Raw genomic sequence first — 24,832 nt, forward strand, 5'->3', positions numbered from 1 at the left:
TCCTCGCTCCAGTAGGTGCAGACGCCAGTGGACTTGACGCAGGCGCTCGTGCGAGTGACGCTGCTGGCCGGTGCCGCTTGGGTGGTGGTGGCCGGGGGCCGTGATGGCCAGAGCGGCGCCCCCGGCACATCGCCTATGTCGGCACCGACCACAAGGTCCAGGAGCTCTTCCACTTTCATTCGGTAGGCGGCTCGGTCTGGCGGCGGCCGCGCCGCCCCTGGCCTACTGCGCCGCCTCAGCGACGGCGAACGCTGGAGGGTCCGCCAGCGTGGTGCCTGTGCGTCAGGGACGGGCGTCGAGCGGTCGTTGTCGCACTCGATGACCACCCACTCCATCTCGCCCCCGAGTCCCGTGCCTTCTGGGACCGCATCGGCACCCGCTACGTCAACGTCGTCGAATTGCGCTCCGGTCGCTCCCGCGCCGAGCGGCACCCCCTCCGGCACGGACACAGTCATGGTGGAGGACCTCGACGGCTCCCTGCGCGACTGGTTCGCGCGACAGCCCGGCACCGTGGCCGTGTTCCGTCCCGATCGCCATGTGGCGGCGATGGCCGAACCGCTCGAACTCAGCACCGCGAGCGATGAGTTCCAGCGTCGGCCCCCGCCCGCAGATTGCCTCACCCCGTCACGAAGGTCGTCACACTACGAGCGGGAAGCTCGCCCCTGAAGAGGCCGTTCGACACGTTGACCGTTCCCCCGGGCGCGATGTTCCTGCTCGCGTCCGTCAGCCAGGACGACACACTGGACGAGGTGTTGTTCACCAGGGTGAAGGGCTGACTCACCGGCGATGTCCCCTTGTTGATGGCGATGATGACCACCTTCGAGACGCCACCCTTGTACGCCGAGACGTAGAGGTTCGCCTGGGGATTCGAGGTCGCGTCGATCCGCACATATCCCGGGCGGACGAACTTCGAGAAGTGCGCCATGCTGGCACCGCGCTTGCTGATGCGCCCGTCTTCCCTCATCGGACCATAGCTGCGCCGGATGTACCACCACACGTATGCCTGGAACCCGGCATCCACCAGGGCATGGTGCATGTGTTCCCCCACGTCGAGCGCTTGGGGCCAGAGGTCCGCCGAGTCGCTGCTGTTGGGGTAGTAGACCTCCGTCATCCAGAGTTCTCTTCCCCTGCCCTTTTCCCTGAAGAGGGGGTAGGGAAAGTTCTGGTACGGCGTGCCATAGAGGTGAGCCCCCAGAATGTCCAGGTTGGCGAGCGCTCCCGAGTCGTTGAGAATCGGGTCCGAGAAGCTTTTCACATACTGGAAGGACTCGGGCGCGATGACCTTGGTGCCGATCGACCCGGCGTTCTCCCGCAGGAACCGGATCATCTCGTTCGGAGTCCACCACGTCCAGTCATGGGCGTAATCGGGCTCGTTCTGCACCGAGATCGCGTACAGGTTCACACCGTTGTCGCTCATGAACCTGTAGAAGTCGTCCAGGTGCCGCGCGTAAGCGCCGTACATGTCGTACCGGAGCCGTCTCGCGTTGGCCTGATTCCCGTGCACGAAGGTCTCGACCATCTGCGCGGGGGGATTCCAGGGCGAGGCGATGACGGTCGCCCCGTGCTCGATCGCACGTCTGGCCGTTGCCACCTCGCGACTCCAGTCGGCCCGGTTCTCGTGCACGGGGATTCTCAGCACGGAGAACCCGAGTTGCCCCTCGCCGTTGCCGAACGCCGCATCTCTCTGGGCAGGTGTCAGGTCGTTGATCCAGAGCGTGTGGTTCATGCCACCGAAGCCCCGTATGGTCTGCCGCTCCGCCGCCGGGTCGATGGTCACGTTGGCGGCCGCCGTCGCGGATGCCCCTGCGGACGGTGTCGCGGACACAAGGACCGGTAGGGCACTCATCGTAGCCAGAACAGATCTCCGGCTCGGTAATCGCTGCTCCCGTTCCGGGGGTTCGCTCCGACGCGGCATCATCGTTTTCCCCTCCTGAATGCTGGTGTCGATCTGCGCTGCCCCGGAAGCCGCTGATCACGACGGTGCTCACGGCGCCGGCCCTGGCAACCGTGGAACCGTCCGGGAGTGGGCGAATTCGTGCCCGCCTCTCCTGACCTCTTGTGTGAACGGTCACACCACCGCATGATTGTGGCGCTGGGAGTGGAAGTGTCAATAGCCATCGCAGCGCGGATTTCTCCGGGCCTGTCGTGCCCCATCGGAGGCCGGGCGTCACCGCAGGGTGATCACTGCCCGTGCGCCCCAGCAGAGAGCAGGTGGGCGACCGGTCACATGCGCCCCGCCCCGACGACGAACCAGCCGGCGTCCATTCGCGCACGAGCCGCCGTTTCCCATCGCGATCTCACGCTCGGGACCTGCACGGGCTGATGCGCACTCCTCCTCACAGCGCCGGAGCCCCCCACCGTGACCATCCGCGACGTCGCGCGGGTAGCCGGCGTCTCCCACCAGACCGTCTCCCGCGTCATCAACGGGCACGCCTCGGTGGCCAATGCCACCCGTCACCGGGTCGAGGACGCCATCGACGCGCTCGGCTTCCGGACCCATCGCGCGGCCCCCGCGCTCGTAGGCAAGGCGGCCCGCTCACTGACCGTCCTCACCAGCGTCACCAGCCTGTACGGGGCGGCCGCGACACTGCGTGGCATCGAAGAAGCCGCCCGAGCCGCTTCCTTCGCCGTAGCGTGAGTGTGCTGGACCGCCATGCCGTTTTGGACCGGAAGGAGTTGCGCCCGCCTGGCGCGGCCGGGTGAACCCGTCGTCGTCATCGCGTTCGACGCTCCCGGAGCGCACGCCCTGCGACTGCTGCCCCGCGGACACAGCAGTGGTAGCCGCGGTGGAGCGCCCCTGCGGCAGCGAGCCGGTCTCGACCCTGTCGCAGGCCTGGCTGGACGACCGGATCGCCGCCGACCGCGCCACCCGCCATCTCCTCAGGCCGGGACACCGCACCGTGCACTACCTGACACTGCCGACCTCCACCGCTCAGGTGGCCCAGCGCACGCGGGGCTGGCTGGACGCGCTGCGCGCGGCCGACGCTCCGGAGCCACCGGCGCTGGAAGGCGGCTGGACTCCGCGCACGGGCTACCTCGCCGCCCGGGAGCTGGTCGCGAACCCGTCGGTGACCGCCGTGTTGTGCTGCAACGACTACGTGGCCGCCGGGGTGATGCGGGCCGCCCGCGAAGCCGGTCGGCACATCCCCGGTGATGAGCGTGGTCGGCTTCGACGACGTCACCGTCGCGGCCTTCCTCGCGCCCGCGCTGACCACGGTCCGCCTCGACTTCGAAGGGCTCGGCCGCACCTGCTTCGGGCTGCTGCGCCGGTTGCTCGATCCGGCGGCACCCGCCCCTGGCGCCCTGCGACGAACCCACCCTCATCGTCCGCGAAAGCACCGGCGCGCGGCGAGGCGCAGAGGTATTGACGTCTCTCACCACCCGTCTATCATCCATGGTTGTCCGAGTAGCCGATTACCGTTCGATATTTCGAGCATTGTCGGTCGGCCAGGTCTGTGTCGGCCCCCACAGACCAGCGCCGAAAGCCGTATCCGGACCGCCGGCACGTCGTCGCTCCTGTGGCAATTCCGACCACCACGAAGGAGAACGATCCTCCATGTCCTGGCTCTCTCACGAGCACAGTCGCCGCAAGGCACTGGTAACGGCCACCGGACTGGTGGCCGGGGCCGCCCTGCCCGTCTCCGCCGCGGCCCGTGCCACCGCCTCGCCCCACGGCTCCGGCGCGGCCGCTCACACAGCCGCCGCCCCGTACACGAATCCGGTGATCTGGCAGGACTTCGCGGACATCGACATCATTCGCGTCGGAAACGCCTACTATTACTCGGCCTCCACCATGCACTACTCACCGGGGGCGCCGATCCTCCGCTCGTACGACTTGGTCAACTGGGAGTTGGTCGGCCACTCGGTGCCTGTACTGGACTTCGGCTCCAAGTACGACCTCAATGGCTCCCGTGGCTATGTCAGGGGCATCTGGGCCTCCTCGCTCGCCTACCGTCCGAGCAACCGGACGTTCTACTGGCTCGGCCAGATCGACTTCGCCAAAACGTACATCTACACCGCCACCTCCGTGGAAGGGACCTGGAGCAGGCTCACCACGATCAACAACGCCTACTACGACGCGGGTCTGCTCATCGACAGCGACGACACCATGTACGTGTCGTACGGAAACACCACCATCAGCGTGGCCCAGCTCTCCCCCGACGGGCGCGACCAGGTCCGTACGCAGCAAGTGTTCACCACCCCGTCGAGCGTCGGGACACTGGAGGGTTCACGCTTCTACAAGATCAACGGAAACTACTACATCTTCCTCACCCGGCCGGCGAACGGTCAGTACATCCTGAAGTCGACGAGTGGTCCGTTCGGTCCCTACACGATGCGGCAGGTCCTGCTGGATCTGCGCGGTCCGGTCTCCGGTGGCGGGGTGCCGCACCAAGGCGGGCTGGTACAGACTCCTGGCGGCGCCTGGTATTACATGGCTTTCGTGGACGCCTACCCCGGTGGCCGGATCCCCGTACTGGCCCCGGTCGCCTGGACCTCCGACGGCTGGCCGGTGGTGCAACTGGTGAACGGCGCCTGGGGCGCGTCGTACCCCGGCCCGGCCGCCGGCCCGGCCGCCCTGGCCACACCCCGCCAGGTCGCCCCGCTGACCGGCGTCGACACCTTCGACGGCACGTCCCTGAAACCGACATGGGAGTGGAACCACAACCCCGACAACACCAAGTGGTCGGTGAACAACGGGCTGACCCTGCGCACCGCGACGGTCACGAACGACCTGTACTGGGCCCGCAACACCCTCACCCACCGCATCCAAGGGCCCACCTCCACCGCGACCATCCAGCTCGACCACTCTGCGATGAGAGACGGCGACCGGGCCGGACTGGCACTGCTGCGCGATTCATCCGCGTGGATCGGTGTGAAACGCGACAGTGGCGCGACACGGGTGGCGATGGTGAGCGGGCTGACCATGGACAGCAACTGGAACACCACCGGCACCGGAGCGGAGCTGGCGAGCGGCGCTGTCCAGGGCAGCCGCATATGGCTTCGCGTCACCGCCGACATCCGCCCCGGCACGGGACGACCGGGAACCTTCTCCTACAGCACCGACGGTACCAACTTCATCCGCCTCGGGCCCTCATTCACCATGGGCAACGACTGGCGGTTCTTCATGGGCTACCGGTACGCCATCTTCAACTACGCCACCCAGGCACTCGGTGGCTCGGTCAACGTCACCCGGTTCGAACTGGCCACGCCGGGGCAGAGCCAAGCTCAAGCCTCGGCGTCAGGAGTGATGTGATGTCAACGCTCAAGTGGTGGCCCGCCGTGATCGCGGGCCTTCTCGCCCCTGGCCATGGGTGGAACGGCGACGCAAGGCGGCTTCAGTGGAAGTGGCAACACGTCGCTCACGGCGGGTGACGCCGCTGCGGCGACCGCCGGATGCGGCAAGACACCCACGCTGACCAGCGGCACGCATACGATGCAGAGCAAACGGAAAGAGCCGCAGCTACACCCTGAAGGTCCCGGACAACTACGACAAGAACCGCGCCTACCGGCTGGTCTTCGGATTCCACTGGGTAGGCGGCACCGCCACCGATGCCGCCACGTGGACGAACGGTGGAAACGGGCACGTGGACCTACTACGGACTCCAGCGGCTGGCCGACAACAACACCATCTTCGTCGCACCCCAGGGACTCAACAACGGCTGGGGCAACTCCGGTGGTGAAGACGTGACCTTCGTCGACAACATGATCAGCCAGATCGAGGGAGCTCTCTGCGTCGACACCTCAGGGACGGAGTGCTCGGCATCTCCGGCGGACGAACCATGCGCGACAAGTTCGTCCTGAACAACGGCTGCGCCGGGCAGAACCCGCCCGAGCCGGCACAGGGGAGCCGTGCCCACTCCTGCTGCCCCTTCCATCTGCCCCAGAATCTGCCGCGTCCCGGGACGCTGCGTCGACCGGATCGGCGTTGCTGTGACGTTTGTGGCCGCGGCGGTGGGGTGCCTCGCGGGACCGCGTCGGCCAGGCCCTCGGCCTCGGCCAGGCGGCGGGCGGCTGGCGGCAGGCGGCAGGCGGCAGGCGGCGGGCGGCTGGCGGCATCGACACCGTGGCGCTTAGCCCACCGTGCGAGGGGTTCCTGGCGCTCGGTAGCCGCCTGACCCAGCGGCTCAGTGGTCCGTTGCCCGCCGGGGCCGTCCTCGGCGGACGAGCGCGGCCCATTCCTGGTGCGTGTCGAGCTTGCTCCCGGCGCACGTGCCCAGTCCAGCGCGGTGGCGGCCCGCCCTCGGCGGCCCCCGGCGGCGGCCGGGCCGAGGAAGGAAGCGGTAAGTTCCAGGGGCCTCCGGATGGGAGATTGCGCGCCATCCGGGTCGAGTTCAGGTGTTTCGCTAAAGATTCGGCGGCGATGACAACCTCCCGGCCCTCATGACCCGTCAAGACGTACGTACCAACTCACTTCGATACTCCGGAGGTTGGAGATGCGACGTTTGGGAACCGCGATCGCCACGATCGTGCTGGCGGGCGCCGGGCTGGCGGGCACGGTGGGGGCGGCCCAGGCCGCGACCACGGGCACGTCGGCGGCGTGCGCGACCGGTTGGGGCAGCGGCGAGAAGACGGAGTCGTCCAGCAGCGCGAAGCCGCTGGTCAACATCAGAACCGGTCAGCACGAGTGCTACGACCGCATGGTCTTCGACATCAAGGGCGCGACGGCCGCCGACAAGGCGTTCGTCTGGGCCGGTTACGTCGATGCCATGTACCAGAACGGCTCCGGTGACCCGATCCCGGTCAACGGCGGCGCGATCCTGGAGATCCACGTGGGCGCGGCCAGCTACTCGCAGAGCGGGGGTACGACGTACCCCGGCAAGGTCGCACAGCAGCTCCCTGGGGTGGACGTCTCGGATTACAAGACCTTCCAGGACACGCGCTTCGGCAGCAGCTTCGAGGGCGAGACCCAGGTCGGGGTGGGGGTGCGGGCGCGGCTGCCGTTCCGCATCTTCCAGCAGGACGGCAAGGTGATCGTGGACGTGGCCCACTCCTGGAACGCCGCGAGCTAAGCCCGCACACCGTGATGGCCCGCCGCGGCTGGCGGTCACGGCCAGGAATGAACGAGCCGGCCACGAGGCGGCGCGCCGCCCCGGGTGGCGCCGCCTCGTGCGTCGCCAGCCCCGGCGGGCGGTCAGCGCAGCCGGGCGTCGACCGCCGCCGTGCGAGCTCGGTGCGGAGCCAGGCGAAGTGCGGCTTCTCGGCGTCGATCTCGGTCGCCGGGGCGGGGCGGGCCTGGCAGGGTGTCCGTCATGAGCTCCGAGCCCCAGCACTCCAACCCGGTCCGCCACCGCGACCACGGCACGTGGCTCGTCCAGTTCACCGGCCGGGTGCTCGTGGTCTGCCCGAGGTGCGGTGGCCGCGCGCTTGTCGTGCCTGCGCCCGGCGTCGCGGCCCCGAAGTACTTCAGCGCCCTGCTCTTCCAGCCCCGCCGTCTCGCCTGCCCCGGCTGCGGCGCTGTCGCCGACTGGACGGCCGAGGAGCGGGGCGCCGGCCTGGTCGGCGCGGTGCCCGGCGGTACCGAGGACCCCTTCTTCCGGCGGCCGCTCTGGCTTCAGACCCGCTGTGCGGGACGGGTCCTGTGGGCCTATGACGAGGAGCACGTCGACGCCCTCGACGCCTACGTGGGCGCCCAACTGCGTGAGCGTCGCGCCTCCCCCACGATGGCGATGTTCGCCCGGCTGCCGACCTGGATGAAGTCGGCCAAGCGTCGTGACGAGGTGCTGGCCGGCCTGGCAACCCTCCGGGCTCTTGCCCGGCTCTCGACCCCCGCGGACCGCTCCGACGCAGCCCACGAACGTGGCGACCGCCCGCGCCACCAAGGCAGCGTGCTCTTCCGCGGCGGCCCGTACTAGAGCGTTTCCTCCGGATTGTCCTGCTTCCCAGGCCGCCCAACGCCTGCCGACGGCACGCTTCCGTCATCGTCCAGGCCCGCCTCGCTGACCGTCCGGTGAACCCAGTGAGACCGGTGCAGTCCTGTGACATCGGACCTTGAACGTGTGACACCGCCCACCTGCTCATGGCCATCGCCGTCTCGGCCGCCGTCACCTGGGCGCTTCGCGCCCTGCCCTTCACCGTCCTCACCCCCCTACGCGCCGGCAGGACCGTCCAGTACCTCAGCGCCCGCATGCCCCGCGACCGTGCCCCTGACGGCTCTGGTCGTCACCATCGGGCTGCACCTGTGGCGCCGGGGCGCCCTGCTGAGCATCCTCCGCGGCACCGCAGTGAGAATGGCCCTGGCCAGCACCCTTTTCGCCCACTGAGCCTTTTCCAGCTCACTCGCCCACGCTGACGTAGCGCTGAATGATGCCGTCGTCGCCCTCGTCCCACTCGACGTCGCCCTGGCCGAGGTCCACCTCGACACCCGCGGGTTCGAGCATCGCGCGTATGCGCTGCCGGATGGGGTCGCTCAGGTAGTTGTGGTGCAGGTCCAGCTTCTTGAGGTGGGTGAGCGGCCGGCCGCCGAGGAGGGCGACGGCGCCGTCGTCGCTCAGAGTGCTCATGGACAGGTCGAGCACCTCGAGTTAGGAGACCACCGGAGCGGACGCCACAGATGCGGCGATCTCATCCTGGATCTCGCTGTTGCGCAGGGCCAGGTGCCGCAGCCGGGGCAACCGGGCGCCGGACAGGATCGGCTCCAGGTCGGCGGCGTTGCAGTCGGCTCCGTACTCCGAGGTGCCCAGCCACAGGTCGAGGTGGACCAGCGCGGGCAGTTCGCTCGCCCCCACACCACGGACGACGTTCACCGGCAGACCACCGCTTTGCACGGTCAGCCTGCGCAGCGCGTCGTGGCGCAGGGCGGGGAACTCCAGCCTCAGTGTTTCTCCTATGCTGATGCCCTCTCCCGCGCGCACGCCGAACTCCTCCAGTGCGGGAAAGCCCGCCAGCAGCCGTGTGGCGTCGGTCTGGCTGATCCGGGAGATTTCGCACTCCTCGGCCACGATGTCCCCGAGGAAGACAGACCGCAGGGCGGGCAGCCGGTCGCGCGCGGTCAGCAGCGCTTCGATGACGTCGGAGGGGTCGGTGTCTTCCGGGTCGTCCCAGAGACCGACGATCAGGGCACGGACCCGCGTGCTGTCGACCTCGGCGCAGAAGCGACCGAAGGCGCTGTCCCACGCCTCCTCGGCTTCGTACCGCTGGTTGGCGATCCGCCAGGCCACGGCGTCGGGTTCGGGCAGCGTCATCGTCTCGCCGGGTGCGGGAAACGTGAAGGCAGGAAGGCCGTACAACTCCTCGATGTGGTCATGGAAACTCATCCGGGCTGCTCCTGTCATGCGTTGCGTCAGGGGGGATGCGGTGCAGCGGTTCTACCAGCAGCGACTGACAACGGTCCCGTGACACAGCGGCGCCCCCGGTCCGGGATCGCGGACCGAGGGGCGCCGGTGGCTTCGCCCGCCGTCAGCGGAAGCTGAGTCCGGTGGCGGTGGACAGGTCGCCCAGGTCCACGTACTGGTAGTTGGAGCCCTCCCGGGCTTCACCGTCGTCGCCGGTCACGGTGGGGGTGTCCGGGGCGTCCTGGAGCACGGCGAGCCCACGCGGGTATGCCGAACCGAACGACTGGTTGACGATGTCCAGGCTGTCGGTACCGTCGGCCCTGTCGATCCCGTCCTTGCCCGCGACGAGCCGGAAGCCCTTCACGGACGGGTTGCCCTTGGCCGGGTCACGGTCATACATCGCGAAGGTGCTGTCGCTCTGGCTGGAGACACGGGAAGGCCCGGGCCGGCCCCTGTGGCCCCGCTGCCGACGGCGTGCTCATTCTGGCCGGGCCGCACCGCCGACGGTGTGCATGTACCGCAGCCCTTGCCGGTAGGAGTCGAGCAGCCCGGTCTCGGCGTACGGGAGCCCGAGGTTGTGGCAGTGTTCCCGGACCAGAGGCTGGACGAGCCTGAGGTGGGGCCTGGGCATGTTCGGGAAGAGGTGATGCTCGATCTGGTAGTTCAGCCCGCCGAGGAGCCAGTCCGTGACCGGCCCGCCCCGGACGTTCCGCGAGGTCAGGACCTGGCGGCGCAGATGGCCCCAGCGCTCGCCCGCCGGGTCGGGCATGTCCATGCCCTTGTGGTTGGGCGCGAAGGCCATTCCCAGATTGAGCCCGAAGAGCGCCTGATGGAGCAGTGCGAACGCGACGGCCTTGCCCACCGGCAGGCAGGTGAGCAGCAGAGCACCGTAACCGGCCGCGTGCAGCGCCAGCAGTACGCCCTCGACGGCCCGCTCGCGCGCCGGCTGCCGCCGCAGGTCCCGGACACTGCTCACCTTCAGGGCGATGCCTTCGAGTAGCAGCATCGGGAAGAACAGCCAGGCCTGGTGGCGGGTTACCCAGCGGGCGAATCCTCGACGCACAGCGGCCTGCTCCGCGGTCCACACCAGTGCGCCGACGCCGACGTCCGGGTCCTTCTCGATGTGGTTGGGGTTGGCATGGTGCCGGTTGTGCTTGTCGTTCCACCACGCGTAACTCATGCCCAGGAGCAGATTGCCGTGGAGGAGTCCGATGGCGCGGTTCGCCCGGCGGCCGACGGCGATCTGGGCGTGCCCGGCGTCGTGGCCAACGTAGGCGGTGCGGGCGGACAGGATGGCGAGCGGCGCGGCGAGCAGCAGCGTCCACCAGGTGTCCCCGGCGAGGACAAACCCTGTCATCACAGAGGCCAGGGCGAGGAGGTTCACGGTGATCATCCGCGCGTACCAGCCCTTGCGACGTTCCAGCAGCCCCTGTCCCCTGACCTTCCGCAGCAGGGGAGTGAACTCACTCCCCTGCTGCGCGGTGACGCCGACGGGTGCGGTGGACACAGACGGCGCGGCGGTCTGAGACATGGAGGACTCCGGTCGGTGAATCGGCCAGCAACGCTCTGACCTGCCTAAACGTACGCACCGAGGACCATGCGGCGCCATGGCGTCAACACCCCGGCCGCACGGGGGCCAGCCCCAGGACCCCGCAGGGGGTCAGCGACACCTCTGTCCCGGCCTCCCGACGACCACTACGCCAAAGCACCCGGGTCATGCCGCAGAGGAACCGCTCCTGCGGCGCCACACCATGATCACCGCTCCGCGCCGACCGCCGTCTACCAACCGGCTGGGAGATGCTGGCCGCCCTCTTCTGCGACGGCATTCCTTTCGCGATCATCGTGCTCGGCGTCAAGCGCGGAAGCTGGACCGACAAGCACATCCGCCACCGCCACCAGCGAGCGATCCCGCTCCTGGCCACGATGGCGTCCGTGCTCACAGGCATCGGCCTCTGGCGCGAGTTCCTGACCACGCAAGCCAAGGGCATCGTCGCGGCAGACTTCTTCCACATCGACACCGCCCTCGGTAGGCAGTTGTATGCGCTGGTGTTCCTCAAGCACAGCACCCGGCGGCTGCACATCACCGGGTCACCGCCCACTGGACCCGGGACTGGGCGGTGCAGCAGGCGCGGAATCCCACCGCCGACCTGGGCATGCGCTTCGAGTCCCTGCGTTTCTTGCTGCGCGACCGCGACGGCAAGTACGGCGAGGCCTTCGACGCCGTCTTCCAGGCCGGAGGAGATGGAGATCCGCAAGAGTGCGCCCCGGGCTCCCCGTATGAGGCCCAGACGGGCCTGACCGCCTGGCTGCTCGGTCCCGTCTGCGGGGAAAGCGGCCCGTGACTCCCCAACTCATCGGTGTTGATCACGCGAAGAGTCCGCGGAGCGACTCCCGAAGTGGTCGATATCGACTCCCGTTGTCGACGGCGCGGCGCTGCGTTCCGATCCTCATCGTCGTAAGGGCTCGGCCCGCAGCGATCCGATCAGCGGCCGTGCCTCGGCCCTCTCAACATCACCGCCGCGCACGGCTCCGCGCACCTCGGCCCCGGCAGCCTCCGCACGCTCATCCCCGGGCCCAACTCACCAGGAACCGACACCGTGAGATTCGGACCGGAGCCCCTTTCACGATCCAGGATCTCGGGCCCACCAGCGGCATCGTGTTGGACAGGCAGCATGCCACCCGCAGTACGCTCCCCGAACGCGCAGAGGAGCCCTGCATCCCCAACTGGTTTCCTAGGCCACGACGTTGGGAGGCCTTCCCGCGCGGTGTTCCGGCACGTCTGCAGACGAAAGGAACTCCGTATGGAGGAGAGTAATCCGAACCAATTGTGGCGTCGCCTGACCCTTCGCGACAGGTCGCGCACGGAGAAGACGGGTCACCTGCGGATATGGGTTGGTCGGCAAGGACGGAGCATGCCGGGCGAGTTCCCGCTTCGGCAGCGTGCAGGGCTACGACGGCTCTCCGTTACCAGCTCCTGAACTCCCTCCGGTACCCCCCAAGCCGCACGGACACACACACTGACCTGGGCTTTTATTGGGGGCGAGCCACCCATGACCGCTTAACCATCCACGGTCGAAGTCCAGCACCCGCGCGACGCGGGCCCGCCACCCGCAGCGGACTACTACCGCACCTTCAGTTCAAATCACATCATCGGGGACGCTCGAACTTGGATGGCCTCAGCCCTGGAACGTGACGGAACGAGACCGTGCACCAGCAGGTCGATACCAGCCAGGTATGGCCGATATCGACCTGCTGGTTGGCCTGATGGCCCCTGGATAATCTTGCCGTTGTCACCGCGCGCTGCCGGCGCGGCGCCTCGGCTCGGAAGGGCCCATTCCGCCTTCCGCCGTCTGATGCACCTCGACTTTCCTGTGCTCCTCTCTGTTCCATCGCACCAATCGGGAATTCTGTGATGGCCATTCACGCTCGTGGAACGGTTCGGCACCTTTTCCGGATCAAGCGAAGACATCCTGGGAGACACACGTGAGAAAACTGAAGCTGGGCAGTAGATCGGCCCGATCAGCCTCCGCGCTGGCCGTCGGCATACTGATGGTGACCGGACTGTCCGCCACGTCGGCCAGCGCCTCGTCGTCCTCGGCCAATGCCTCGCCCGAGCTGGGCGTTCGGTTCTACCCCGACGGGGACGGCCAATGCGACGGGCCGACGAACCCGCCGGAGCGGTGGTTCAGCGCGTCCGACTGGAGCACCCCCATCCGCCTGGACACCGACAACCGCGCGGGCGGATGTCAGCTGTCCTTCGGCCTCTACGACCCGTCGAACTCTCTCGCGGGCCTGAGCGCCACCTACACGTGGGAGGCAGAGCCCGGCAGCGACGACACCCAGTGCGAGAACGGGGGCCCGAAAACGATCCCGATCAACTCCTCCTTCAGGACGTTCGCCGACCCCATCCGGGTGGACACCGACGGCCGAGCGGGCTGGTGCAATCTCACCTTCGCCCTGTCCGGTCGCTCGGACATCATCCTTGAAGTGCAGTGGTACGGCGACGACGGCGGCGACGCCAAGGGGCAGTGCAAGAACACCCGCCCGAAGAACACCTGGCAAACGGTCTCTGACGGGCATCCCGTGAAGGTGGGCGACGACACCGACGGCCGCGCCGGCGGCTGCTACCTGTCGCTCCGCCTGAACCGCCAATTCTAGCTCCTGCCCCACGGGTCCCACAGACGGTTGACTGAGCGGTGTCGTGCTCGCGCCGCCGGCACCAGAGGCAGCTGACATCGCACGCACCCCGCCCTCCGGCCAACGCGGCCGGAGGGCACCCCCGCTGCCTTGGACTCTCTCATTACTGAACGCAGGAAAGTTCCCTCTCATCTCACCGCGGACACATCTTCGGCTCTCACCCCATCAACGGCAGGGGAGATGCGTCGGACGGCAGATCGAACGGCGTGACCACCTGGATCGCCGAGGGCTGAGTCGGACCGTCGTCTGGCAGCGCCTGGTGGGCCGCATGATGGACTGGCAGGCGCGGCGCACGCCCTGGCGCAGGTCGTGGTTCAGCGCTGCGGAGAGACGGTGTTCGCGCAGGAGTCGCGTGTTGTCGTGGTCAAGGTCGTGTGCGATGAAGGCGGCGCACAACCTTCCCAGGGCGTCGAACGCATCCAGGGTGGCGAGGTTGTCCACCTCGAAGCCTCCGGCCTTCAGCGCGCCGGTCGCCTCGTCGTAGTCGATGGCGATGTCCCGGTGCTGACCGGGCTGACCGGGCTGACCGGGCTGCTCAACGCCAACGCCCGCCACCGCGACATCCTGGCGGCCGAATGCAAGGAAGGCGTCAGCATCCGCGGCGAGAAAGACATCCGATGAGGCAGCCGGCCACTCGCCTCGGCCGCATGAGCGCGCCGCCCGGCCCCGCGGCCGCACAACGTCAGGGGCGGAGTGCGACCAAGAGATCAACCACGTAGGTCTCTTCCACCTCCTCGTGAGGAAACATCCTGACCAGCCACTCGCGCTCATCGACGAAAAACGCCTGACGGTCAGCCTCTTCAAGGACGAGGAACGCCGACCGGCTGCCAATGTTGGCGAGATGCACGTCCAAGGAAACAGTACGGCTCCAGCGCACTTGACGGCGCGCAACCCGCAGCCCTGTCAGCCCCGCCAGCCGGATGGCATCGTTGTCCGAAGGGCGCACCGCAGACCTTGGCTTTACCCCGCAGTGGTGCGCGATACGCCCGTGCTGCTCACGGATCCACGGCACGTCGAAGGCCGTGGTGTTCCACCAGATCGCCAGCGCACCGCCCGCTCGCAGGACACGCAATGCCTCCGGGACGGACCGACTGGGGTCGGTCCACTGCCAGGACTGGGCATACGTGATGAGGTCGCAGGAAGCCTCGGACAGCGGCAGAGCATTACCGTCGCCCCTCACGATCGGCACCCCCGGGAACGCTTGGTGGAACTCACCAGCCATGGCCTCACCCGGCTCGACAGCGATCACATCCGCACCTCGCTCCCGCAGCGGTGCGCTGGCGATTCCGGTACCCGCGCCGACATCGGCGACCCGGGCGCCCACCAAGCGACATCCTGCGAACTCCTCGATGCAGTCGAAGAGCGCGGCTGGGTAAGAAGGCCGACTCGCCGCGTACTGAGCAGCGGTTACGTCGAAAGACTGGGCGCGAGAGCAGGCGGTCATACCTTCATCATCGCCTCCCCGCACCAAATATTCGCCGCGCATGAAGCTGGTTCCACCCACCAAGCCCCCTTGGAATCGATCATCCAGGGAACCGGGAGGCGCTCTACCGGCGGACCGCCGAGATCAGTCCGCCGGGCCGCTCCTCGCGCTGCGGCGGGCTGCTCATCGGGCGGCCGTAGACGGAAGCGCACTCGCGCAGAGTGCGGCTATCAGCCTCCCAGCCGTGCCCGGCCAGCCAGCCCACCGCGACCGTCGCAGCGATCCGGCTCTGGCTTCGGGGGTAGATACATTATCCCCATGCAGGGAGGCGTCCGTCACCGTTCTCCGGAATGATCTTTGCACCGATTTGCGCCTCTAGGCTTGCGAGCGGTTACACGGCACAAATCTGACCCGGGAGTTGAGAGTGGCGCACGACGTTGCCGCACTGACGGTGGAACTCACGGACATGGCTGCGGCCGATCATCAGTCCGCGGTCCGCGCGAACAGCGACGACCCCGCCGAGCAGCTGGCCTGGCGGCGGCTGACCGCCCGGCACGGTGACCGGCTCGGCGAGATGATGGATGAGTACGGCTGGCCGACGGCGGAACTCGTCGGCGAGGAGGCCGCACGCGCGGCATGGCTGATCGCCCAGCACGCGGACCGGCAACTTGACGTTCAGCGTCGGGCCCTCCAGTTGATGCAGCAAGCGGTGTCGGCAGGCGCAGCCAGCCCCCGCGAGCTGGCCTTCCTGCGCGACCGCACGCTGGTCAATGAGGGTCGTAAGCAGGTCTATGGCACTCAGATCGCCGGCGTGAAGGACGGGGCACCGGTTCCGTGGCCCTGTGAAGAGCCCGAGCGCATGGACGAACTGCGTGCGGAAGTGGGCATCGAGCCCTTCGACGAGTACGTTGCCCAGTTCTCCATTGCCTGACGCCTCCTCCTCAGTCGCGTCCGGTGGATCACTGCCCGGGCACCCCCATACTCGCCGCGAGCGATGATCCGCAGGGACAGACCTCAGCCGCCCGTCAGGGCGGTGGCGGCAGAGGGCGGCTGGCCTTCGCCGGCTCCTCTGCTCGTGCGCGGGTGCTCGCAAGGCGGTAGGAGTCGGTACCGGTCTCGATGATCGTGCCGATGAAGGTGGGGCGATCGACGAGCGCCGTGCAGAGGCGCGGGTCCATGAACTTGTTCGTCCAGCCGCCGAATGACTCGCTGGCGGTGATGGCGATGCTGTTCTTCTCCTCGCCTTCGGCCAGGACATGGAAGAGGAGATCTGGCCGTAGCGGTCGACCCGCGGGGTGAACAACCGGCCTGACTCGAACGGCTCCTCAGGCAGCGGCATCAGCAGCGGCTGTTCGCGTGCGAAGTACTCGGCGACAGTTTTGAGCCTGGCACCGATGCGGCGTGCGTCGTCCTGCCGGTCCCTCCAGCGCCGGAGAGAAGACAACCTCCGCAGCAGGCCAGCTGTGCAGCAGCGAGTGAGCCAATCACACCCTGCGCCGGAAGCGTCTACGAGACACCGAAGAGCTGCCCCCGTCAGCCTGCCTGGCACCCCACCGGCATCACGTCACAGGTGCGTGGTGACCGTCACCAGACTCCGCATCCGCTGCGTCTGCACCACACGGCAGAGCAAAACACATAACCTTTCCGTACCATCACTACGACATTGCCATGCGGGAGTACCTGCTCCCGCGCACGTGGCAGCAGGCCAGACAGCACACAACTGAGATACGCACGCCGCGAGCTTCACCCCCGTCGGCCGTGGCGCCCAGAAAGGGACATCAATACATGCCGAAAACCACTGCTCCGCCCACCCAGTTGACCTCGCAGTACAGCACGAAGGTGGCGGATGACCTCAAGCTCAACCGCAAGGAACAGGAACGCATCAGCGGTGAAATCGAAGCGCTGAAAGCGCAGTTGGCCGCTCTGGAGCAGGACCACACGGTCCTGGTGAACATCCAGCAGGCCCTCGGAACCTCGGCAGCACCCGCTGCATCCACGTCCACCACAGCAGTGCCCGCACCCCGCAAGAAGACTGCCGCATCGAAGGCCGACAAGCAGCCGCGGGCCAAGAAGTCCACCACGCCAGCCCCCAAGCAGACCCGTCAGAAGAACGCGCCCAAGGCATCCGCCGTACCATCGGCCCAGCCCACCCTCGTCGACTTGGTCCGCGAGCACCTGACAGGCCAGGGCGAGCCGCGCTCCGCAGCCGAAATCACCGCCGCGCTCGACAAGCAGCACCCCGAGCGCAACGTCAAGACCACCGTCGTACGCACCACGCTCGAAAACCTCGTGGCCAAGAACCAGGCCCAGCGCACCAAGCAGGGCGCGTCCGTCTTCTACACCGCCCCAGAGGCCGCTGGAGCTGCCGCACAGGGCAAGCCGGCAGAAAAGCAGTCTGCGGGCGCTGACCGCTGAACCGTGACGGTGCCGTCCTGTGGGCTCCCGAACGGCTGGCCGTCGCCGGGCGGCACCACATCGGCGCAGATAAACAGAGACGTCTCGGGCAAAGGCAGTAACGAGGCATCGTTCGCCGTGCCTACGTCAACAAGTCCGTTACGCAGCACACGGCCCGCCGTTTCGGCTGACGACTGCCGGGCCGCTCCTTGCGTGTCCGGGCGGCCTCTTTCGGCGCCTTCACCGTGTGGACACTGGGCTGCCAAGTGATCTCATTGAGCCGGGTGATGGTGTATTGCCAAACGAGGACAAGGGCCTGGTCAGATGTAGTGTCGGCCTCCTACCTCCGCGTCGAGTAGGACCGGAAAGAGCTGACCCGACGGTGTCGTGGGTCGTGGTGACCTTGGCGTGGGTGGTCGGCCGTTGTACGCATTCGCTGCCGTGTGTCAGTGCTGGGAGGGGTTCAGGTGCATCGGCAGGACGGTTCGCATGAGTTGGGCGCCGCCGGTGGTGATGGCGTCGAAGTGGGTGCGGCTCATGGCGGCGAAGTTGGTGGGGTAGCCGGCAACGGCCCTGCGGAGCATGAGGTCGGCGGACGGCACTGGGAGGCGGTCGTCTTTCATGCCGAGGTAGGCCAGGGCGAAGCCGTCGATGCGTCTGTCGGCGGCCCCTCGTGGAGGCGGGCTCCGGCGGATTGGCGTGGATGACCATCACTCTGGCCCTCGACCCGTTTCACCAGTAGCGCTCCCTCTCCCTCGCGCCCCGGCCCGCGCAGCAACGGCCGGGGCTGACGCTTCCAACTCAGAACGTAGGTCAGTCAACCTTTGCTGAGAATTGCTCAACCATCGGTGAGCCGGGACACCAACGCACGATGGGCGTCACATAGGCAAGCGTGTTGCCACTCGGATTGGGCGCCTGGATGTTGCTGGGAACTATGGGACAGCAGGTCAGCAAACGCGGGTCAGTCCTCACTCCGGTGGGTGACCAGTGCGTCGGTGCGGTCGCCGGGGAACTCGTACCAGCGGCGCTGCAGGCACACGAACTCCACGTCCGCGCGTACCAGCCGCATGAACCCGCAGATGGTCTCGGCGAGCCGCTCCTGGGAGCCGGGGTGGGCGAGTCGGCCGTCCTCGGTGAAGGCCTCGTGTCCGCGAGGCAGGCTGAACATGTCGGGATAGACCCGTGTCCCCAGGTGTTCCAGCGGGACCCGCAGCGCCCACAGGCCGCGGTTGCCGCCGATCATCGACGGGGAGGACGAGACCAGCAGCGCGTGCTTGGTCTTGAACGGCTGCGGGCGTACTCGGGAGACCCAGTCGATGGCGTTCTTCAGCAGTCCTGGAACGGAGGCGTTGTACTCGGGCGACGAAATCACGAACGCATCGCACCGCTTGATCCTTTCGCACAGGGCAAGGGCACCGGCGGGCAGCCCCTCGGAATCCTCTAAGTCCGCGTCGTACAGCGGCATGTCGAAATCCCGCATCCTGGCCAGGTCGACCTCGGCACCAGTCTCGGCGATCACGTTCGCCGCCAGCGAGGCGAGCCGCGCGTTGGTGGAACCGGCGCGCAGTGCAGCGCCGAATACCAGCACCCGAACGGGAGCCAACCGAACGTCCATGGTCATCCTGCGGTCCCTTTCGCCGGGCGATTGCCCCCCCTCAGCCAGTTTCCCCCAGCCCGGCCTGCCGCACGAGACGACACACTGCGGCTCTTGGCCGCGATCGGCGTCGTCTGCCGGCCGGCGCTCATGCACGTCGCCGTCCGGCTGCGCGCGGTGCTCGGCCGACCGGCCTGCCACTGGCGCCGGGAGCGGATCGGCGGCTGGGTGTTCATCGCCCTCGGGGTTGGGGTGGCCGCCGCCGAGTAACGCCCGTCAGGACCGCGTCGCCCTCCCGCACTCGTCCCCAGCGGACTCGCCCCGCCCGAGCGGAGCACTGCGGTCGTACGAGTCGGCCTCCGTGCCGGCCTCGTCCACCCGGCGGTCCGTCCGATGCGGGCCTCCACAGCAGCGGCCACTTCCCCCCTGGCGGACAGCAGACCACTGTGGATGCGGCACGGCGCATCGCTGCCCTCACACATGGCGATCGCGCAGCGTGGGAAGGTACCGATTCTTCCCCGAACTTCTGCGCCTCGCGCTCCACGGTGACGATTCTCTTGCCGCGCTCCGGGGCATCCTGGCCTGGTGCACCCCGAGCACCGGGGCCGGTACGCGGCCGTCCTCGCACCCGGCCGGCACCCTGAACTGCCACCGAGTCCAACGGCGCCGTGTGGCCGTGTCTGGGTCCCGCTGTACTCTCGCCCACGTCCAGAGCTTGACCAGCGCCAATCGCTGTTGATGAAACTCGTCGACGATGTCGCTGGGCCCGAAGCTCCTGCCTCTCCCCTACGTGGACCGTGTCGCCGAGCCGATACGCCGCTCCCTGGGATCACCAGTCCGGCCCCGACGGCGCCCTTGGCGCCGGATTCCACCACGCCCTGCAGCGGTTGCGAATGCCGGGCAGGTACCCGCCCGAGGACCACCACAAGGGGGAGTTTCGGCGTCGATGACCACTTGGTGGCTGGTGGAGTAGCGGTAGTCCTTGGACCGTGCAGCAACGGGGGCGCGCATGGCCACCAGGCTGCCCTCCACGATGCACACGGTGCCCTTGCCGAACCGTTCGTAGGCAGGCCGGGCAGCTCCGCGTCGGTCCGGACGGAGGGATAACCTGGGCCCGTCAGCGAAGATCACAGAAGGGCGGAGCACATGGCAGACATCATGGAGACGGCGGCGCGGAAGGTCTTCGAGCGCTACGACGTCGACGGAGATGGCCTGGTCACCGCGGACGAATACCGCAAGGTCGTGGCAGAGCTGGAGGGCTCGGAAATCACCGAGTCGCAGGCCCAGGAGCTGATCGACTCGCTCGACACCAACGGTGATCGCAAGATGTCCTTCCAGGAGTTCTGGGCAGCCATGAACGGCTGACACAGCCGAGTCCGGCACGTGATCGTGCCGCAGGCGGTGGGCCCCTCTGCCCGCCATCGCGTGGAACGTGGGCGCGGAGCACGCCCCGACGACAGTGGACACAGCCGGGGCCCCGCGCACCGTGGGCGACCTGCGACCACCTCCCGCACCTCGCGGGCATACCCCGCGAGGTGCGGGTCTGGTGGGCGGCATATGCCGCAGACGCTCCAACGACCGGACGACCTCCGGATCCGAGCCCAAACAGTGCGTTCCGCCCGCACGGCAGATGCCCTCCCGCCGGCGGGCAGAACCTCCTCACCCGTCGGCGACGGCCGGCACGGCGCCCAGCGCCTGCACGGACCTCCTCTTCCCGATACACGGCTGCCTGGGCGGACAGGTACGCAGCACCACCGCGACGAGACACGCAAACGGGCAGGCTCCGGGGCGAGATTCTCCGGCAGCAAGCCACGTTGGCAAGGCCCGGCGCCAGGCGAGAGCACACTGCGGCCGGAACCCGCCGAAATACAGCTACTCCAAATCAACGCTCCCCACGGGCAGGCTACGGGGCAGCTCGCGGTCCTCTGGACGGCCCTGACGAGGCCTGCCATCTTGCTCTCATGACGCCAGGGGGGACTGATCATGAGACGTTGGCTCTTGCGCTTGACCACGCCTGGCGTTGGTACGAAAACCGCAGGGGACGTGCTTACCAGGTACTCAATGCGCTGTTGGTCTTGCTGGCTGTCGCGGCGACGGCCTATGCAGCCGCTCTCGGTGCGGACATGCGTGGCGCAGCGGCGGTGATCAGTCTGCTGGCGGGTGTCGTCCTCGCTGGGGCGTATTCGGAGAGCATGAGGCTTCAAGCCTCGGCGCTCTTGGCCGAGGATGCGATCAAGAAGATTCAGGAGCACTTGGCAGCGACTCTCAACATCGATTGTCTACGCCTCGTCGAACGTGAACTCGCTCTCCACCAGGCGCCGAGGCTGCGGTGGATGCACCCGGTATCGAGGGTGCTGGTGTCCATCGGTGTAGTGGCGTCGCTCGGTGGTGCGGTCTATACCTGGCTGGCGGCTCCGTGATGGAGCTTGAAGTCGACGGCGCCAGATGCAAGCTGGGTGTGATCTGGTCACCCTTCGGAAGCCAAGCAGACCGCGCAGGTGACCAAGCCGCGCCTCCAGGACGGGCGGCAGAGGCCACAGGCGCCCCGGCTCTTCGATCAGTCCCGTCAGGTCTCGGCGCCGAAGTCCCGCCTGCCCCACGACGCGAGGCACGCTCCTCCGGCCGCCCTGGGAGAGTGCCCCTGGACGCCGCGGGGCACGCCGTCCGGGCCGCTAGCGCTCCTTCGACTGCAGGTCGTAAGTCGAACCGATGTCCGGGCTTGGCCACCTCAGGCGCTCCGCCTGGTGTAGATGCGGGCTCAGCTCCGGGATGCGTGCCGGCCGGTCATGAGTTCGGCGAGGTCTTCCGGGTGAAGGAATGAGGGTGGTGGCGGTGGGCCCCAGTTGAACAGGCCTTTCGTCCCTTCCCAGACCTCGGGTTCCCAGATCTCGTCTTCGGGAATGCAGTCCATGTCCGAGTAGTACTCGGAGAAGTTGCCGGCTGGGTCTTTGAGGTACCAGAAGAAGTTCGATCCGGCGTGGTGGCGGCCCAGTCCCCACACATGGCGCTCGGGGTGGTCTTCGAGCATCGCGGTCGCGCCCCGCCCGACCTCGTCTATGTCGTCCACCTGCCAGCTGGTGTGGTGCAGGAAGGAAACCGGCGCGGCCATCGCCAGCACGTTGTGGTGGTCGACCGAGCACCGCATGAACGCACCCTTGTCGCCGATGTAGTCGCTGATCCTGAAACCGATGCCGTCGGTGAAGAACCCCATGGTGGTATGGAGATTGGTCGTGCCGATGACCGCATGCCCGAGCTTTCTCGGTCGGACCGCACCGTCGCGGAGCACGCCGGGCGCGCGGCCGTTGCGCGCCACGCGGCCCGGGCCGTTGTAAACGGTCGCGGGCCCCGGTTGTTCCACGATGCGGGGCGCGACTTCGATGCGGGCCACCACACCCGTTATCGGCTCGGTCGCGCGGAGGGTGTGGGCGTCGAAGTCGCGGGAAACACCGAGTCGTTCCAAGCTCGCGGCGATGCGGGCGATGTCATCCGCATCGTCCACCCCGATGCCGATCTCCACCAACCGACGGTTGGGTGTGCGCACCAGACGCAGCTGCTCCCCGCCGTCGCGGGTGGCGAAAACGCCCCCACCGCGGTGTTCGAGACCGAACGCATCGTAGTAGGCGATCGTCGCCTCGAGATCGGGAACGCCGATGGTGACGCTGGTCAGTCTGTGCAGGCTCATGGCGTTATGCCCCCTTCAGACTCGCGAAAGACCTGGTTGAGCTCGCCGATTCCGTCGATCCAGTTGTGCAGTTGGTGCCCGAGTTGATGAATCGCCAGGGTTCACGGCCCTGGCCGGCTCCGGCAGGGGTACCGGTCAACGCGAGGTTACCGGGGTGGAGATGGTGCGGGACAGGTTCGCGACCGGCTCGGGGACTTGGGAGAGCAGGTCGCTGGTGCTGCCGCGCTGGACAATCTCTCCGGCGCGGCCCAGCTCGAGGTCGTCCTTGTCGGACACCGCGTCGGGAGTAGGTAACTGCAGGGCAAAATGGGGCATTCGCCCGCATCGTCAACCTCGTGATCGTCGAGAATGACGAGCTTCGCAGGGCGCGGGGCGAAAACGCCAGGGGCGACGCTGGACCAAGTCCGAGCTCGGCGTGGCACGCTCGCGCTGAGCCATCGGGTGATCGATCTCGTGATTCGACGGGCCTCCCTCGCCCGAGGTGACGTTCGCACTGATCCCGGACTCTTCGACGCTGGAGAGGCTACGCCCAGCCATTGGCCGATGGGAACAAATCACGGCACGACCCGCATAGCGCCGGCGATCTGGATGCCGTGGTCGGAGCGGACTTGACCTTGACGCTGGGTTAACCCTCCATCCTTCCGGCAGGAGCTTCCTCGCAGTCGACTGGAACAGCTCCGCGAAGGAGGCAGATGACCATGACGGCGCAATCGATCGCCGGTCCGGCGATTCGCGTGCAGGGTCTCGAGAAGTCGTACGGGAGACTCGAAGTGCTGCGCGGCGTGGACTTCGACGTGGCGCGGGGCAACATCTTCGCCCTGCTCGGCTCCAACGGGTCGGGCAAGACCACGACCGTGAGGATCCTCGCCACGCTCCTTGAGGCCGACGCGGGCACGGCGAGTGTCAATGGCTTCGACGTCGCCACGCAACCGGCGAACGTACGGGAGTCCATCAGCCTCACCGGGCAGTTCGCGGCCGTCGACGAGATCCTCAGCGGTCGGGAGAACCTCGTACTCGTCGCCAAGCTGCGTCACCTCAATGACCCGGGCACGATCGCGGATGACCTGCTCAATCGTTTCTCGCTGACGGAGGCGGCGGGCGCAGAGTGTCGACGTATTCGGGTGGGACGCGCCGCCGGCTGGACATCGCGATGAGCCTCATCGGGAATTCGCCGGTGATCTTCCTGGACGAGCCGACGGCCAGGCTCGACCCCGAGGCGCGCATCGAGGTGTGGCATGCGGTCAAGAAGCTCGCCGGCTGCGGAACGACGGTGCTGCTCACCACGCAGTACCTGGACGAGGCCGAGCAACTGGCCGACCGGATCGCGATCCTCCATCAGGGTCGGATCATCGTGAACGGCACCCTCGCCGAGCTCAAGCAGCTCTTCCCGCCCGCCACGGTCGAGTACGTCGAGAAGCAGCCGACTCTGGAGGAGATCTTCCTCGCGATCATCGGCGGCGACGACAAGAGCGACGCCACCGGCACGAACAACTAGAGGACGAGGATGACTGCGTACTTCTTCGGCGACACTGCTGTTCTCACGGGGCGGACCCTGCGCCATGTCACACGCAGCATGGACACCATCATCACAACCGTCATCACGCCGGTCGCCATGATGCTGATGTTCGTCTACGTGTTCGGCGGCGCAATCGACACAGGGTCGGTTTCGTACGTGAACTACATGCTGCCCGGCATCCTGCTCATCACGATCGCGTCGGGCATCTCCTACACCGCGTACCGGCTGTTCACCGACATGAAGAGCGGGATCTTCGAGCGATTCCAGTCCATGCCGATCGCAAGGTCGGGTGTACTGTGGGCACACGTCTTTACCTCTCTGGTGGCCAACCTGGTCTCGCTCGTGATCGTCGTGGGCGTCGCGCTGCTCATGGGCTTCCGCACGGGGGCAGGAGCACCGGAATGGCTCGCGGTCGCCGGCATCCTGCTTCTGTTCACCCTGGCACTGACCTGGATCGCCGTGATCCCTGGGCTCTCCGCGGCGTCGGTCGAGGGCGCGGGGGCGTTCGCCTACCCGCTCATCTTCCTGCCGTTCATCAGCTCAGCGTTCGTGCCCACGGAGACCATGCCCGGCCCGGTGGGCTGGTTCGCCGAGCACCAGCCGGTGACGTCGATCGCCAACACGATCCGCGACCTGTTCGCCCGACAACCGGTCGGCGACGACATCTGGATCGCACTCGCGTGGTGCGTCGGCATCCTCGTCGTGGCGTACGTCTTCGCGATGGTCGCCTATCGCCGGAAGATCGCCTGAGGCA

22 protein-coding genes and 10 pseudogenes are annotated in these 24,832 nt (G+C 67.6%); 19 read left to right on the forward strand and 13 right to left on the reverse strand.

The window, feature by feature from the left end; translation table 11 throughout:
- Positions 1–616 precede the first annotated feature (616 nt).
- Complete coding sequence (locus tag ACH4SI_RS22085) at positions 617–1,777, reverse strand: glycoside hydrolase family 30 beta sandwich domain-containing protein (protein ID WP_398298126.1); 1,161 nt, start codon at positions 1,775–1,777, stop codon at positions 617–619.
- A 582-nt stretch (positions 1,778–2,359) separates the two neighbouring features.
- Between ACH4SI_RS22085 and ACH4SI_RS22090 the strand changes: the two genes are divergently transcribed.
- The 8 genes and pseudogenes from ACH4SI_RS22090 to ACH4SI_RS22125 all read left to right on the forward strand — a co-directional run bounded on the left by ACH4SI_RS22090 (position 2,360) and on the right by ACH4SI_RS22125 (position 8,261).
- Positions 2,360–2,638 (forward strand): LacI family DNA-binding transcriptional regulator, encoded by a 279-nt coding sequence (locus ACH4SI_RS22090; protein ID WP_398298128.1) that lies wholly within the window; start codon positions 2,360–2,362, stop codon positions 2,636–2,638.
- A 148-nt stretch (positions 2,639–2,786) separates the two neighbouring features.
- Positions 2,787–3,095: pseudogene (locus ACH4SI_RS22095) on the forward strand (transcriptional regulator); the annotation flags it as partial.
- A 58-nt stretch (positions 3,096–3,153) separates the two neighbouring features.
- Positions 3,154–3,246, forward strand: a pseudogene (locus ACH4SI_RS22100) (substrate-binding domain-containing protein); the annotation flags it as partial.
- 310 nt (positions 3,247–3,556) lie between these two features.
- Entirely contained in the window at positions 3,557–5,254 is a 1,698-nt protein-coding gene (locus tag ACH4SI_RS22105; protein WP_398298130.1) for a glycoside hydrolase 43 family protein, read from the forward strand.
- Between the two features lie 317 nt (positions 5,255–5,571).
- Positions 5,572–5,802, forward strand: a complete 231-nt coding sequence (locus tag ACH4SI_RS22110; protein ID WP_398298132.1) for a hypothetical protein — start codon at positions 5,572–5,574, stop codon at positions 5,800–5,802.
- A 632-nt stretch (positions 5,803–6,434) separates the two neighbouring features.
- On the forward strand, positions 6,435–7,010 hold the full coding sequence (locus tag ACH4SI_RS22115; RefSeq protein WP_398298134.1) for a hypothetical protein: 576 nt from the start codon (positions 6,435–6,437) through the stop codon (positions 7,008–7,010).
- A gap of 240 nt (positions 7,011–7,250) precedes the next feature.
- Complete coding sequence (locus tag ACH4SI_RS22120; RefSeq protein ID WP_398298136.1) at positions 7,251–7,853, forward strand: hypothetical protein; 603 nt, start codon at positions 7,251–7,253, stop codon at positions 7,851–7,853.
- Positions 7,854–8,017: 164 nt separating this feature from the next.
- Positions 8,018–8,261, forward strand: a pseudogene (locus ACH4SI_RS22125) (branched-chain amino acid ABC transporter).
- Positions 8,262–8,273: 12 nt separating this feature from the next.
- Here ACH4SI_RS22125 and ACH4SI_RS22130 read toward each other — a convergent pair.
- The 4 genes and pseudogenes from ACH4SI_RS22130 to ACH4SI_RS22145 all read right to left on the reverse strand — a co-directional run bounded on the left by ACH4SI_RS22130 (position 8,274) and on the right by ACH4SI_RS22145 (position 11,333).
- Positions 8,274–9,254, reverse strand: a pseudogene (locus tag ACH4SI_RS22130) (STM4015 family protein).
- A gap of 142 nt (positions 9,255–9,396) precedes the next feature.
- Positions 9,397–9,690: pseudogene (locus tag ACH4SI_RS22135) on the reverse strand (phytase); the annotation flags it as partial.
- Between the two features lie 60 nt (positions 9,691–9,750).
- Positions 9,751–10,803 carry a fatty acid desaturase family protein gene (locus tag ACH4SI_RS22140; protein WP_398298138.1) on the reverse strand — a complete coding sequence of 351 codons (1,053 nt, stop codon included), beginning with the start codon at positions 10,801–10,803 and terminating at the stop codon, positions 9,751–9,753.
- Positions 10,804–11,051: 248 nt separating this feature from the next.
- Positions 11,052–11,333, reverse strand: a complete 282-nt coding sequence (locus ACH4SI_RS22145; RefSeq protein WP_398298140.1) for a hypothetical protein — start codon at positions 11,331–11,333, stop codon at positions 11,052–11,054.
- Positions 11,334–11,389: 56 nt separating this feature from the next.
- Here ACH4SI_RS22145 and ACH4SI_RS22150 point away from each other — a divergent pair, with 56 nt between their 5' ends.
- Positions 11,390–11,614, forward strand: coding sequence for a hypothetical protein (locus ACH4SI_RS22150; RefSeq protein ID WP_398298142.1), 225 nt, complete (start codon positions 11,390–11,392; stop codon positions 11,612–11,614).
- A 1,141-nt stretch (positions 11,615–12,755) separates the two neighbouring features.
- The gene (locus ACH4SI_RS22155; protein ID WP_398298144.1) at positions 12,756–13,430 is read left to right on the forward strand and encodes a hypothetical protein; all 675 of its coding nucleotides are present in this window, start codon (positions 12,756–12,758) and stop codon (positions 13,428–13,430) included.
- A 196-nt stretch (positions 13,431–13,626) separates the two neighbouring features.
- On the opposite strand, the pseudogene ACH4SI_RS22160 reads toward ACH4SI_RS22155, so the two are convergent.
- Positions 13,627–13,904, reverse strand: a pseudogene (locus ACH4SI_RS22160) (LacI family transcriptional regulator); the annotation flags it as partial.
- Here ACH4SI_RS22160 and ACH4SI_RS22165 point away from each other — a divergent pair.
- Entirely contained in the window at positions 13,803–14,090 is a 288-nt protein-coding gene (locus tag ACH4SI_RS22165; RefSeq protein WP_398298820.1) for a hypothetical protein, read from the forward strand. The pseudogene ACH4SI_RS22160 and the gene ACH4SI_RS22165 sit on opposite strands and share 102 nt — an antisense overlap.
- Before the next feature lie 61 nt (positions 14,091–14,151).
- Here the strand turns inward: ACH4SI_RS22165 and ACH4SI_RS22170 are convergent, their stop codons facing one another.
- Positions 14,152–14,913 (reverse strand): class I SAM-dependent methyltransferase, encoded by a 762-nt coding sequence (locus ACH4SI_RS22170; protein ID WP_398298773.1) that lies wholly within the window; start codon positions 14,911–14,913, stop codon positions 14,152–14,154.
- Positions 14,914–15,016: 103 nt separating this feature from the next.
- Positions 15,017–15,157, reverse strand: a pseudogene (locus tag ACH4SI_RS22175) (SAM-dependent methyltransferase); the annotation flags it as partial.
- A gap of 159 nt (positions 15,158–15,316) precedes the next feature.
- Between ACH4SI_RS22175 and ACH4SI_RS22180 the strand changes: the two are divergent.
- A complete protein-coding gene (locus ACH4SI_RS22180) occupies positions 15,317–15,823 on the forward strand; it encodes a DUF6624 domain-containing protein (protein ID WP_398298146.1) in 507 nt (168 codons plus the stop codon).
- Between the two features lie 94 nt (positions 15,824–15,917).
- On the opposite strand, the pseudogene ACH4SI_RS22185 reads toward ACH4SI_RS22180, so the two are convergent.
- A pseudogene (locus ACH4SI_RS22185) lies at positions 15,918–16,163 on the reverse strand (ATP-binding protein); the annotation flags it as partial.
- A gap of 514 nt (positions 16,164–16,677) precedes the next feature.
- Between ACH4SI_RS22185 and ACH4SI_RS22190 the strand changes: the two are divergent.
- Positions 16,678–17,307 (forward strand): hypothetical protein, encoded by a 630-nt coding sequence (locus ACH4SI_RS22190; protein ID WP_398298148.1) that lies wholly within the window; start codon positions 16,678–16,680, stop codon positions 17,305–17,307.
- 425 nt (positions 17,308–17,732) lie between these two features.
- Here ACH4SI_RS22190 and ACH4SI_RS22195 read toward each other — a convergent pair whose 3' ends face one another.
- Together ACH4SI_RS22195 and ACH4SI_RS22200 are read right to left on the reverse strand one after the other, a co-directional pair.
- Positions 17,733–17,909 carry a hypothetical protein gene (locus ACH4SI_RS22195; protein WP_398298150.1) on the reverse strand — a complete coding sequence of 59 codons (177 nt, stop codon included), beginning with the start codon at positions 17,907–17,909 and terminating at the stop codon, positions 17,733–17,735.
- 338 nt (positions 17,910–18,247) lie between these two features.
- Positions 18,248–18,907 carry an NADPH-dependent FMN reductase gene (locus ACH4SI_RS22200; RefSeq protein ID WP_398298152.1) on the reverse strand — a complete coding sequence of 220 codons (660 nt, stop codon included), beginning with the start codon at positions 18,905–18,907 and terminating at the stop codon, positions 18,248–18,250.
- 87 nt (positions 18,908–18,994) lie between these two features.
- Here ACH4SI_RS22200 and ACH4SI_RS22205 point away from each other — a divergent pair, with 87 nt between their 5' ends.
- From ACH4SI_RS22205 to ACH4SI_RS22220, 4 genes and pseudogenes are all read left to right on the forward strand, one after another.
- Positions 18,995–19,150, forward strand: coding sequence for a hypothetical protein (locus ACH4SI_RS22205; protein WP_398298154.1), 156 nt, complete (start codon positions 18,995–18,997; stop codon positions 19,148–19,150).
- A gap of 123 nt (positions 19,151–19,273) precedes the next feature.
- A pseudogene (locus ACH4SI_RS22210) lies at positions 19,274–19,575 on the forward strand (ADP-ribosylglycohydrolase family protein); the annotation flags it as partial.
- A gap of 451 nt (positions 19,576–20,026) precedes the next feature.
- The gene (locus ACH4SI_RS22215; protein WP_398298156.1) at positions 20,027–20,245 is read left to right on the forward strand and encodes an EF-hand domain-containing protein; all 219 of its coding nucleotides are present in this window, start codon (positions 20,027–20,029) and stop codon (positions 20,243–20,245) included.
- A gap of 626 nt (positions 20,246–20,871) precedes the next feature.
- A complete protein-coding gene (locus tag ACH4SI_RS22220; protein WP_398298158.1) occupies positions 20,872–21,300 on the forward strand; it encodes a hypothetical protein in 429 nt (142 codons plus the stop codon).
- 338 nt (positions 21,301–21,638) lie between these two features.
- On the opposite strand, the gene ACH4SI_RS22225 is transcribed toward ACH4SI_RS22220, so the two are convergent.
- Both ACH4SI_RS22225 and ACH4SI_RS22230 read right to left on the reverse strand, forming a co-directional pair.
- Entirely contained in the window at positions 21,639–22,562 is a 924-nt protein-coding gene (locus ACH4SI_RS22225; protein WP_398298160.1) for a VOC family protein, read from the reverse strand.
- Between the two features lie 135 nt (positions 22,563–22,697).
- Positions 22,698–22,838 carry a hypothetical protein gene (locus ACH4SI_RS22230; RefSeq protein WP_398298162.1) on the reverse strand — a complete coding sequence of 47 codons (141 nt, stop codon included), beginning with the start codon at positions 22,836–22,838 and terminating at the stop codon, positions 22,698–22,700.
- Positions 22,839–23,260: 422 nt separating this feature from the next.
- Here ACH4SI_RS22230 and ACH4SI_RS22235 point away from each other — a divergent pair.
- Positions 23,261–24,070: pseudogene (locus ACH4SI_RS22235) on the forward strand (ABC transporter ATP-binding protein).
- Positions 24,067–24,828 carry an ABC transporter permease gene (locus ACH4SI_RS22240; RefSeq protein ID WP_398298164.1) on the forward strand — a complete coding sequence of 254 codons (762 nt, stop codon included), beginning with the start codon at positions 24,067–24,069 and terminating at the stop codon, positions 24,826–24,828. Before ACH4SI_RS22235 ends, ACH4SI_RS22240 begins: the two are co-directional and overlap by 4 nt.
- Positions 24,829–24,832: the final 4 nt, after the last annotated feature.

The organism is Streptomyces sp. NPDC021212 (assembly GCF_044332925.1).
Classification (GTDB): domain Bacteria; phylum Actinomycetota; class Actinomycetes; order Streptomycetales; family Streptomycetaceae; genus Streptomyces.

Excerpts from the sequence above, each read along its gene's own strand:
- ACH4SI_RS22105 (WP_398298130.1), top strand. The coding sequence starts at position 3,557 with ATGTCCTGGCTCTCTCACGAGCACAGTCGCCGCAAGGCACTGGTAACG.
- ACH4SI_RS22115 (WP_398298134.1), top strand. The coding sequence starts at position 6,435 with ATGCGACGTTTGGGAACCGCGATCGCCACGATCGTGCTGGCGGGCGCC.
- ACH4SI_RS22120 (WP_398298136.1), top strand. The coding sequence starts at position 7,251 with ATGAGCTCCGAGCCCCAGCACTCCAACCCGGTCCGCCACCGCGACCAC.
- ACH4SI_RS22140 (WP_398298138.1), bottom strand. The coding sequence starts at position 10,803 with ATGTCTCAGACCGCCGCGCCGTCTGTGTCCACCGCACCCGTCGGCGTC.
- ACH4SI_RS22170 (WP_398298773.1), bottom strand. The coding sequence starts at position 14,913 with ATGACCGCCTGCTCTCGCGCCCAGTCTTTCGACGTAACCGCTGCTCAG.
- ACH4SI_RS22190 (WP_398298148.1), top strand. The coding sequence starts at position 16,678 with ATGCCGAAAACCACTGCTCCGCCCACCCAGTTGACCTCGCAGTACAGC.
- ACH4SI_RS22195 (WP_398298150.1), bottom strand. The coding sequence starts at position 17,909 with ATGAAAGACGACCGCCTCCCAGTGCCGTCCGCCGACCTCATGCTCCGC.
- ACH4SI_RS22200 (WP_398298152.1), bottom strand. The coding sequence starts at position 18,907 with ATGACCATGGACGTTCGGTTGGCTCCCGTTCGGGTGCTGGTATTCGGC.
- ACH4SI_RS22215 (WP_398298156.1), top strand. The coding sequence starts at position 20,027 with ATGGCAGACATCATGGAGACGGCGGCGCGGAAGGTCTTCGAGCGCTAC.
- ACH4SI_RS22225 (WP_398298160.1), bottom strand. The coding sequence starts at position 22,562 with ATGAGCCTGCACAGACTGACCAGCGTCACCATCGGCGTTCCCGATCTC.
- ACH4SI_RS22240 (WP_398298164.1), top strand. The coding sequence starts at position 24,067 with ATGACTGCGTACTTCTTCGGCGACACTGCTGTTCTCACGGGGCGGACC.